Here is an 8394-nt window from a genome sequence, read left to right as displayed (position 1 = left end):
AGGCGCTGCCGCCGGTCCTTGGCGATGTCGTTGGCAACCGTCGAGAAATAGCCGCTATATTCGGGAAGCTCGCGATCATGGAATGTATTGCGCCTGATCTCGCGATAGATCGTCGAGCGGTGCCGGCCGAGCTGGCGCGCCATCTCATTGACCGGCACCTTGCGTTCGACAAGCTGGTGCAGGCGACGGCGATCGGCGAGGGTCAGTTGCAAATAGTATCGGGACATTCCAAAATCTCCAAAGGGAAGCCATTGTTTTTTCTGGCATGTCGCGCTTGGAAATAGAATGTACCCGCTACAAACAATCATCGCATAAGATAGATTATGGAACATGCGCACGCGCCTGGATACGTGAGTGTTTACAGCATCCTGCCCTGAATTGGCCGGCCAAACGTGCCGAATTCTTTCCGGTTGCCATGCGCATCGCACACCACGTTCGATGCGCACGACCTGTCACCGCCGTCTCGCATCCGAGAGATGCCCCGCCAAGCCGGCAAGCACGACGCCGAGCGGAAGGCTTCGGATGATCCTGGCTGCAACGAAGGCAGCGCCCGTGGCCAGCGCAAGCTTTGCCCAGGGATAATCGCCGAGCTGGACGTGAGCGTTTGCATCGATCGAATTCGCCTTGGCTTTCAGCGCTGCTTCCGCATCTTCGCGCAGCATGCCGATGCGGGCGCGCAGCAGCCTTACCTCGTGCCGCAGAGCAGCCAGGCTTTCGTCGGCGTCGTCGCTCGCGGCATCGGCGAAAGGCGGCTCGCCTTCGGCGATCAGTTCATCGGGATCAGGCGGAAAGCCGTGGCGGTTGATGGATGATTGCATGGACGTATCCTCGAATGCGAGCAGGACGAATTGAGGCCCCGCACTACCGCAGGGCCTCGTGAACATTAGTGATCGCGCCGGAAACCCTGGTTCTGCTGCGATCCACCTTGCGACTGGCTCTGCGACTGCCGGTCGGCATCGCTCGAAGGCGCCGGGCCGGTAAAGGTATAGGCACGCACCTTGGCGCTTCCATGCGTGGTATCGCGCGTGGCGATCGGACGCGGATCGTCGAATGCGCTCTCCGATACGGCGAGATTTTCCGAGGCTTTGCCGCCATGGGCCGATCCGGCATAGCCGGTATTCGAAGCGCCCTGGAATGCGCCTTCGGACGACCAGAGATCCGCCCGCTCATCCATGTCGATGCTGCCTTCGTCGTCCAGGATATCGTGGACGGTCTCATAGAGCGCGTCGTCGATATCATTGACCTGGACGAGGAAGCCGCCTCGCCGCAGCCCTTCGGCATAGACCGCGCGATCCTCGTCGGGAAAGAAGAAATCTGCCAGCGCGTCAAAGAAGCCGCTGCGGTCGTCGCTCATCGTGCCGGCATTTTTTCCGTCGGCCTCATATCCCGGCAGCAGCCGTATTCGTGCGACCGGCACGCCGGCGTCTTCAAGACGTGAAACGGCGGACTCGGCTTCTGACCGGCTATCGAAAAACGCGGCAAGGCTGCTGCCGCCCGTCGGACCTGAAAAGGCCGGATTGGTATCGTTGTAAATGCTGCTCACGGGACTCTCCTCTCGATGTGCAGATCCAGCCGCCGATAGACGTCTGGCTTCCTGACTCGAAAAACCGGCGGATGCGGTGAATGTTCCACGGAAGAACGAGCGATCAGCCGCCCTCGCCTGCGGTTCCATAACTTGGCCATTCTGCTTCGGATACCAAGTCTCGTGGATTGCGCTGCCCGATGCGGGCCGTCAGCGGTTGACGTCAAACCTTCGAGGCGCTAGCACGCTTTCAACGTATCGGGGATAATTCATCATGGATTTCTTTTCGGCAGCCGCTATGACGGCTTTGCTGCAGGTCATTGCTATCGACCTCGTTCTCGCCGGCGACAACGCCGTGGTCATCGGTCTCGCCGCTGCGGGCCTTGAAGCTACACAGCGCCGCAAGGCGATCATCGTCGGCATCCTGGCCGCGACTGTTCTGCGCATCCTCTTCGCCAGCGTCGCGGTATATTTGCTGGCAATCGTCGGTCTGCTGCTGGCCGGCGGCCTGCTGCTCCTGTGGGTCTGCTGGAAGATGTGGCGTGAGCTTCGCGCCGGCCATGGCGAGCATCACGAATCGGCGGGCGCCCAGGGCGCGCCGAAAAAGACCTTCTTCCAGGCTGCCACCCAGATCGTTATCGCAGACGTTTCGATGTCGCTCGACAACGTGCTCGCCGTTGCCGGCGCAGCGCGCGAACATCCGAGCGTTCTGATCATCGGTCTCGGACTGTCGATCGCGCTGATGGGCCTTGCTGCAAACCTGATCGCACGGTTGCTCAACAACCACCGCTGGATCGCCTATGTCGGCCTGCTGATCATCCTCTACGTCTCGCTCGACATGATCTATCGCGGCGCTGTCGAGATTATGCCGTACGTGTAATAAAACGAGCCGGCGTGCATGACGCTACGGGGCTGACGCCCCGTGCGTTGTGCAGCGGGTGATGCCCGTACGCGATGTCGTAGCTTCAGCCCTCGGTCCTGAACTCGGTCTCAAAGCTCATCTGGTCATAGGCCGGAACCACATGGTCCGGCGTCTGCGCCATCACCGCGTCGTAGTCGAGCGGCGTGTGCATATGCGTGAGGATCGCCCGTTTTGGCTTCAGCCGGCCGATCCAGTCTAGCGACTGTTTCAGCGACAGATGGCTCGGATGGTAGGTATACTGCAGCGCGTCGATGATCAGCACGTCGAGGTTTTGAAGCTTCTCGACCGTCTGCGGCGGGAAATCGCTGATATCACTGCAATAAGCGACATCGCCGATCCGGAAGCCGAGCGAGTGAATATCCCCGTGCTGCTGAATGTGGGGATGAAATTTTATCCTGCCGCCCGGACCGCGGATTTCGACGGGTTCATCGAGATTTTCGATGACGATAGGCAGCACGATCGGCGGATAGTTGCTGCCGGGCGGCGTTTCCAGGCAATAGCCGAAGGCATCACGTAGTCTGTCCATCGTAAACTGGTCGGCAAAGATCGGCACGCGGCGGCGCGTATTGTGAAAATAGCCGCGCAGATCGTCGATGCCATGGATATGATCGGCATGCGGATGGCTGTAGAGCACGGCGTCGACATGGTCTGCCCCTGCCCTGATCATCTGCTCGCGAAAATCCGGCCCCGTATCGATGACGACGGTTGTCACACCGCCATCAGGCCCGATTTGTTGCACCATGAACGAGGCGCGCGTGCGCCGGTTCTTTGGATTGTCGGGATTGCAGGCGCCCCAGTCGCCGGTAATGCGCGGGACGCCCGGTGACGACGAACAGCCGAGGATGGTGAAACGCCGCCGATAGAGCACGCGCTAGATCCTCGGCATCTTCGAGAACAAGCGGAAAGCGTTTTCCGTCGTGATCCGCGCGACGTCGGCATAGGAAAGGCCGATTGTCTCGGCGAGCACTTCGGCTGTGTTCACCACATAGGACGGCTCGTTGCGCTTGCCGCGCCAGCGCTTCGGCGCGAGATAGGGCGCATCGGTCTCCACCAGCAGCCGCTCATGCGGGATGGTCTTGGCGATATCGCGCAGCTCTTCCGATTTGGGGAAGGTCAGGATGCCCGAGAAAGAAATATAACCGCCGAGCTCGACGCCGGTCCTGGCCAGTTCGGGGCCCGCCGAGAAGCAGTGCAGGATGAAGGGAAAGGCCCCCTTCCCTGTCTCCTCGACCAGGATGTCGGCCATGTCTTCGTCGGCGCTGCGGCTGTGGATGACGAGCGGAAGCTGCGTCTGCCGGGCGGCGGCAATATGCCGGCGAAAGCCGGTCTGCTGGTCCTCGGGCTTCTGCGTATCGTAGAAATAATCGAGCCCGGCTTCGCCGATCGCGACTACCTTTTCATGGGCATTGGCGAGGCGCACCAGATCGTCCGTCTGGATATCGAGCTCGTCGCCGGCATTGTTCGGATGCGTCCCGACCGAGCAGAAGACGGAAGGATATTTTTCGGTGATGGCGAGCAGCCCGTCGAGTTTGCGCACCCGCGTGCAGATCGTCACCATCTGTCTGACCCCGGCCTGATGGGCGCGCGCGACGATCTCGTCGCGCTCCGCCTCGAAGTCGGCGAAATCAAGATGGCAATGCGTATCGACCAGCACGGACTCAGGCCTCCGGAGCGACATAGCGCGGGAAGACCGGCGCCGGTGCTTCGAGCGCAGTCCCGGCAACGAGGCGGCCCGCTTCGCCGAGCGCGGCAAAGTCACGCTTGTCCTCAGGCGCTGCCACGAGATCGAGCAGCTTGCCCGCCGATTCCGGCATGAAGGGCTGCAGCAAGATCGCGATCTGGCGCACGACCTCGGCCGTGACGTAAAGCACCGTGCCCATGCGCGCCGGATCGGTCTTCTTCAGCGCCCACGGCGCCTGGCCGGCGAAGTAGCGGTCGGCCTCTGAAACGACAGCGATGATCGAGGCGAGCGCCCGGTGGATGAGCTGCTTGCTCATATCCTCGCGCGTCGAGGCATGCAGCGCGTCGGCCTGCGCCAGCATCGCCTTGTCCTCATCGGTCAGCGGCCCGCATTCCGGGATTTTGCCGTCACAGTTCTTGACGATCATCGAGAGCGAGCGGCTGGCGAGGTTGCCGATGCCGTTGGCGAGATCGGAATTGATGCGGGTGCCGATCGCCTCTTCGCTGTAGCTGCCGTCCTGGCCGAAGGAGACTTCGCGCAGGAAGAAATAGCGCACCTGGTCGAGGCCGAAATGGTTCACCAGATTGACCGGATCGACGACGTTGCCGAGCGACTTCGACATCTTCTCGCCCTTGTTGAGCAGGAAGCCGTGGGCAAAGACGCGCTTCGGCAGCGGCAGCTTCGCCGACATCAGGAAGGCAGGCCAATAAACCGCGTGGAAGCGGATGATATCCTTGCCGATGATGTGGACATCTGCCGGCCAGTATTTCGCCCTGGGACCATTCCTGTCCTCTATGTAGCCCGTCGCGGTGATGTAGTTGGTGAGCGCGTCGACCCAGACATACATGACATGGGCCGGATCGTTCGGCACCTTGATGCCCCAGTCGAAGGTGGTGCGCGAGACCGAGAGATCCTTGAGGCCTGATTTGACGAAGGAGATCACCTCGTTGCGGCGTTCGGCCGGACCGATGAAGTCGGGATTCTCTTCGTAGTGCTTCAGCAGCTTGTCCTGGTACTCGGAAAGCTTGAAGAAGTAGCTTGCCTCCTCCACCCATTCGACGGGCGTGCCCTGCGGCCCGTAGCGCACGCCGTCAGCGCGGAGCTCCGTTTCGTTTTCCTGGTAATAGGCCTCATCGCGCACCGAATACCAGCCGGCATAGCTGTCCTTGTAGATGTCGCCGCTATCGGCCATCAGGTTCCAGATGTTGCGCGACGTCTCGTGATGACGCTCCTGCGTGGTGCGGATGAAGTCATCGTTCGAAGCGTTGAGCAGCGTCGCCATTGCCTGGAATTCGCCGGAGTTGCGATCGGCGAGCGCCTGAGGCGTTATTCCCTCGGCGCGTGCGGTCTGCTGCATCTTCTGGCCATGTTCGTCGGTGCCGGTCAGGAAGAACACGTCCCGGCCGTCCAGACGCTGGTAGCGCGCCATCGCATCTGTCGCGATCAGCTCATAGGCATGGCCGATATGCGGCTTGCCGTTGGGATAGGAAATCGCGGTGGTGATGTAGAAAGGTGTCTTGTCTGTCATGGCGGCCAATGTCCGGCTTACTCTATATAAATGGTCAGCCGCTCTTAGCGCATGTCACCGTCAAGCGAAACCTCAACTTTCCAGTCGTCGACGATTTCCGGGACTTGGGGAGCGTGAACTTGACTCAGCTTCTCACGCAATCTACCCGTCTTGGAAAAGAGGGCGGGACAAGAACGCAGTGCCAGTTTTCATCTATCGGAATCGCCGTGGGCGTGCGCCGTCGGAGACGCTTGATTGACATTCGAGCCTCTCTATTCGCTTTCGGGCCTGGTTGTGGGGGCCCTTGTCGGCATTACCGGCGTTGGCGGCGGCTCGCTGATGACGCCGCTGCTGGTGCTCCTCTTCGGCGTCCATCCCGCCACTGCCGTCGGCACCGATCTGCTCTATGCGGCGATCACCAAGACGGCTGGCACTGCCGTTCACGGCATGCACGGGCGCGTCAACTGGAAGATCGTCGGCGGCCTTGCCGCCGGCAGCGTGCCCGCCGCCCTGCTGATGCTCTGGCTGCTGGCCGGCGTCGATCGCAAGAGCATCGGCGTGACGAATACGATCACCACCGCGCTCGGCTGGCTTCTCGTCATGACCGCGATCATGCTGGTCTTCCGAGGCCCGATACTCGAAATGGCGCGTCGCGCCATCGGCGATCGCACGCCGCCAAAGCCGGCGACTATCGTCGCCTTCACCGTCGTCCTCGGGTTCCTTCTCGGCGTTCTCGTCACCTTGACCTCGGTCGGCGCCGGCGCGCTCGGCGTGACCATCCTGCTGGTCCTCTATCCCAGGCTCGATGTGCGCGAGATCGTCGGCTCCGATATCGTCCACGCCGTGCCGCTGACCCTGATCGGCGGCATGGGTTACTGGTTTATCGGCGAAATAGACTGGTCGATGCTGTTCGCCCTGCTCATCGGCTCGATTCCCGGCATCATCGCCGGAAGCCTTCTGGCGCCGAAGCTGCACGAACGCACCATCCGCATCGTCCTTGCCGTGACGCTGGCAGTCGTCGCATCGAAGCTGTTGATCGGCTGATCAGAGGCCCGGCTGTTTGATATCGGAAAGAATGCTGATGATCGTTTGCTTGCGGTCGAGGTTATAGGCATCCGAAACGGTCAGCCGCTCGGTAATTTCGGAATAGAGCCGTGCCAGCCGTTCGGCAGCAGCGATCTGCCCCTCAGCCGCGGCCGCACGGGCGCGGTTCATGATGTCGTCGCCGATATGGCTGACGAAGAAATCGAAGATCGTGTCGCTTTCCTTGCCGGACAGGGCGTCGGCCAATCGATGCATCGCCTTGCGTGCCGCCGGCCCTTCGGATGAAAGCATGTCGTCATAGGCGGCGATGATTTCGCCGCCGCCGTAGTTCAGGAGTTTCAGGGCTTCGCCGACGCTGCCCTTGGCGGCGGCAAGCACCGCCCCGCCCTCACCCGAGATGCCGAGATGGCCAAGGGCGGCAATGAGCGCATCGTCGGCAAGCGGCGCCAGTTTCAGCGGCAGGCAGCGGGAGCGGATCGTCGGCAGCAGCCGTCCCGGCGCGTGCGAGAGCACCAGGAACAGCGCTCGCTTCGGCGGCTCCTCCAGGATTTTCAGGATGGCGTTGGCGGCATTGCGGTTCATGTCGTCGGCCGGATCGATGATGACGATCCGCCAGTTGCCGGTGCCTGAGGTCTGAGAGAAGAACTTGCCGGCGCGCCGCACCTCGTCGACCGTGATCGCCGACTTTACCTTGCCGGTCTTTTCGTCCACCGGCCGGGCAAGGTGCAGGAGATTGTGCGAAGCGCCGGAGACGATCTGCCGGCTGACGGCCGAGGCCGGGTCGGGATCGCCGATCGTCTCCGGCGCTGTTTGGGGATCGGGATGCGAGAGGACATGATTGCCGAAGCGGAAGGCGAGCGTCGCCTTGCCGATGCCTTCGGGTCCCTCGATCAGTATGGCGTGGTGGCCTTTGCCGGACCGGTAGGACTGGGCAAGAAATGCCTCCGCCTCCTCATGGCCGAACAGCCTGGTATTTTCCGCCGGCCAGATCGCGCCGTCGAGCAGTCCGGGCCTCTCCTCACTCATGGTGGGCGGCTTCCGGTGTGCGGGCATGGCCCGCGGGCGACGACCTGAGCTGCTTGACGATCGCCAGGATCTCGGCGGCGATCGCCTCTTCCGTCTGCAGAGCGTTGACGACGTGGCAGCGTTCGGGCTCGCGGGCGGCGATATCGAGAAAGGCTTCGCGCCGTTTCTCATGCGTTTCGAGCTGCTCTTTTTCGAAGCGGTCGGGACCATCTGCCGCGGCGCGTTTCTGCGCCCGCTCCAACCCGATCCTGGCGGGGATGTCGAGGATCACGGTGCAATCCGGCATGACGCCGTTGATGGCGACGCGTTGCAGGGTCTCGATGAAATCCGGCTCGAGATTGCCAGTGACGCCCTGATAGACACGGGAGGAATCCATGAAGCGGTCGCAGAGCACGACCTTACCTTCGGCAAGTGCGGGCCGGATCACCTCCTCAACGTGGTCATTGCGCGCTGCCGCAAAAAGGATCGCCTCCATGCGCGTGCCGAAGGCTTCGGCGGCGCCGGAGAGAAGCACGTGGCGCACGGCCTCGGCGCCGGGCGATCCGCCCGGCTCCCGCGTCACCAGCACGTCGTGGCCCTCGTTCTTCAACGCCTCGGCAAGGCGGCGGATCTGCGTGGATTTCCCAGCGCCTTCCCCGCCTTCAAACGTAACGAACAATCCCGTACCGGACGACAATGACAGCTTCCCGCAT

At 62.1% G+C, this 8394-nt stretch carries 10 protein-coding genes; 2 read left to right on the top strand and 8 right to left on the bottom strand.

The window, feature by feature from the left end; all coding sequences use genetic code 11:
• From ATY76_RS08770 to ATY76_RS08760, 3 genes are all read right to left on the bottom strand, one after another.
• Positions 1-227, bottom strand: a 227-nt coding sequence (locus ATY76_RS08770) for a helix-turn-helix domain-containing protein (RefSeq protein WP_141104996.1), incomplete at its 3' end; no start/stop codon positions are given.
• Positions 228-452: 225 nt separating this feature from the next.
• Positions 453-818: a hypothetical protein gene (locus tag ATY76_RS08765; RefSeq protein WP_088674361.1), complete on the bottom strand. Its 366-nt coding sequence runs from the start codon at positions 816-818 to the stop codon at positions 453-455.
• Between the two features lie 65 nt (positions 819-883).
• Positions 884-1543 carry a hypothetical protein gene (locus tag ATY76_RS08760; protein WP_088674360.1) on the bottom strand — a complete coding sequence of 220 codons (660 nt, stop codon included), beginning with the start codon at positions 1541-1543 and terminating at the stop codon, positions 884-886.
• 253 nt (positions 1544-1796) lie between these two features.
• On the opposite strand from ATY76_RS08760, the gene ATY76_RS08755 reads away from it, so the two are divergent.
• Positions 1797-2402, top strand: a complete 606-nt coding sequence (locus ATY76_RS08755) for a TerC family protein (RefSeq protein ID WP_088674359.1) — start codon at positions 1797-1799, stop codon at positions 2400-2402.
• Between the two features lie 85 nt (positions 2403-2487).
• On the opposite strand, the gene ATY76_RS08750 is transcribed toward ATY76_RS08755, so the two are convergent.
• From ATY76_RS08750 to metG, 3 genes are read right to left on the bottom strand one after another with little or no spacing between them, the layout of a single operon-like run.
• On the bottom strand, positions 2488-3312 hold the full coding sequence (locus tag ATY76_RS08750; RefSeq protein ID WP_088674358.1) for an MBL fold metallo-hydrolase: 825 nt from the start codon (positions 3310-3312) through the stop codon (positions 2488-2490).
• 3 nt (positions 3313-3315) lie between these two features.
• Positions 3316-4098, bottom strand: coding sequence for a TatD family hydrolase (locus ATY76_RS08745; RefSeq protein WP_088674357.1), 783 nt, complete (start codon positions 4096-4098; stop codon positions 3316-3318).
• 4 nt (positions 4099-4102) lie between these two features.
• Positions 4103-5653, bottom strand: coding sequence for a methionine--tRNA ligase (metG, locus tag ATY76_RS08740; protein WP_088674356.1), 1551 nt, complete (start codon positions 5651-5653; stop codon positions 4103-4105).
• Between the two features lie 234 nt (positions 5654-5887).
• Here metG and ATY76_RS08735 point away from each other — a divergent pair, with 234 nt between their 5' ends.
• Positions 5888-6676 carry a sulfite exporter TauE/SafE family protein gene (locus ATY76_RS08735; protein WP_088674355.1) on the top strand — a complete coding sequence of 263 codons (789 nt, stop codon included), beginning with the start codon at positions 5888-5890 and terminating at the stop codon, positions 6674-6676.
• Here ATY76_RS08735 and ATY76_RS08730 read toward each other — a convergent pair whose 3' ends face one another.
• A complete protein-coding gene (locus ATY76_RS08730) occupies positions 6677-7702 on the bottom strand; it encodes a DNA polymerase III subunit delta' (protein WP_088674354.1) in 1026 nt (341 codons plus the stop codon).
• Complete coding sequence (gene tmk / locus ATY76_RS08725) at positions 7695-8378, bottom strand: dTMP kinase (RefSeq protein WP_088674353.1); 684 nt, start codon at positions 8376-8378, stop codon at positions 7695-7697. Before tmk ends, ATY76_RS08730 begins: the two co-directional genes overlap by 8 nt.
• Positions 8379-8394: the final 16 nt, after the last annotated feature.

The sequence above is a fragment of the Rhizobium sp. R339 genome (assembly GCF_002211395.1).
GTDB lineage: Bacteria > Pseudomonadota > Alphaproteobacteria > Rhizobiales > Rhizobiaceae > Rhizobium.
Note: the sequence above shows the minus strand (reverse complement) of the source record. Positions and strands in the feature narration are given on the sequence as shown.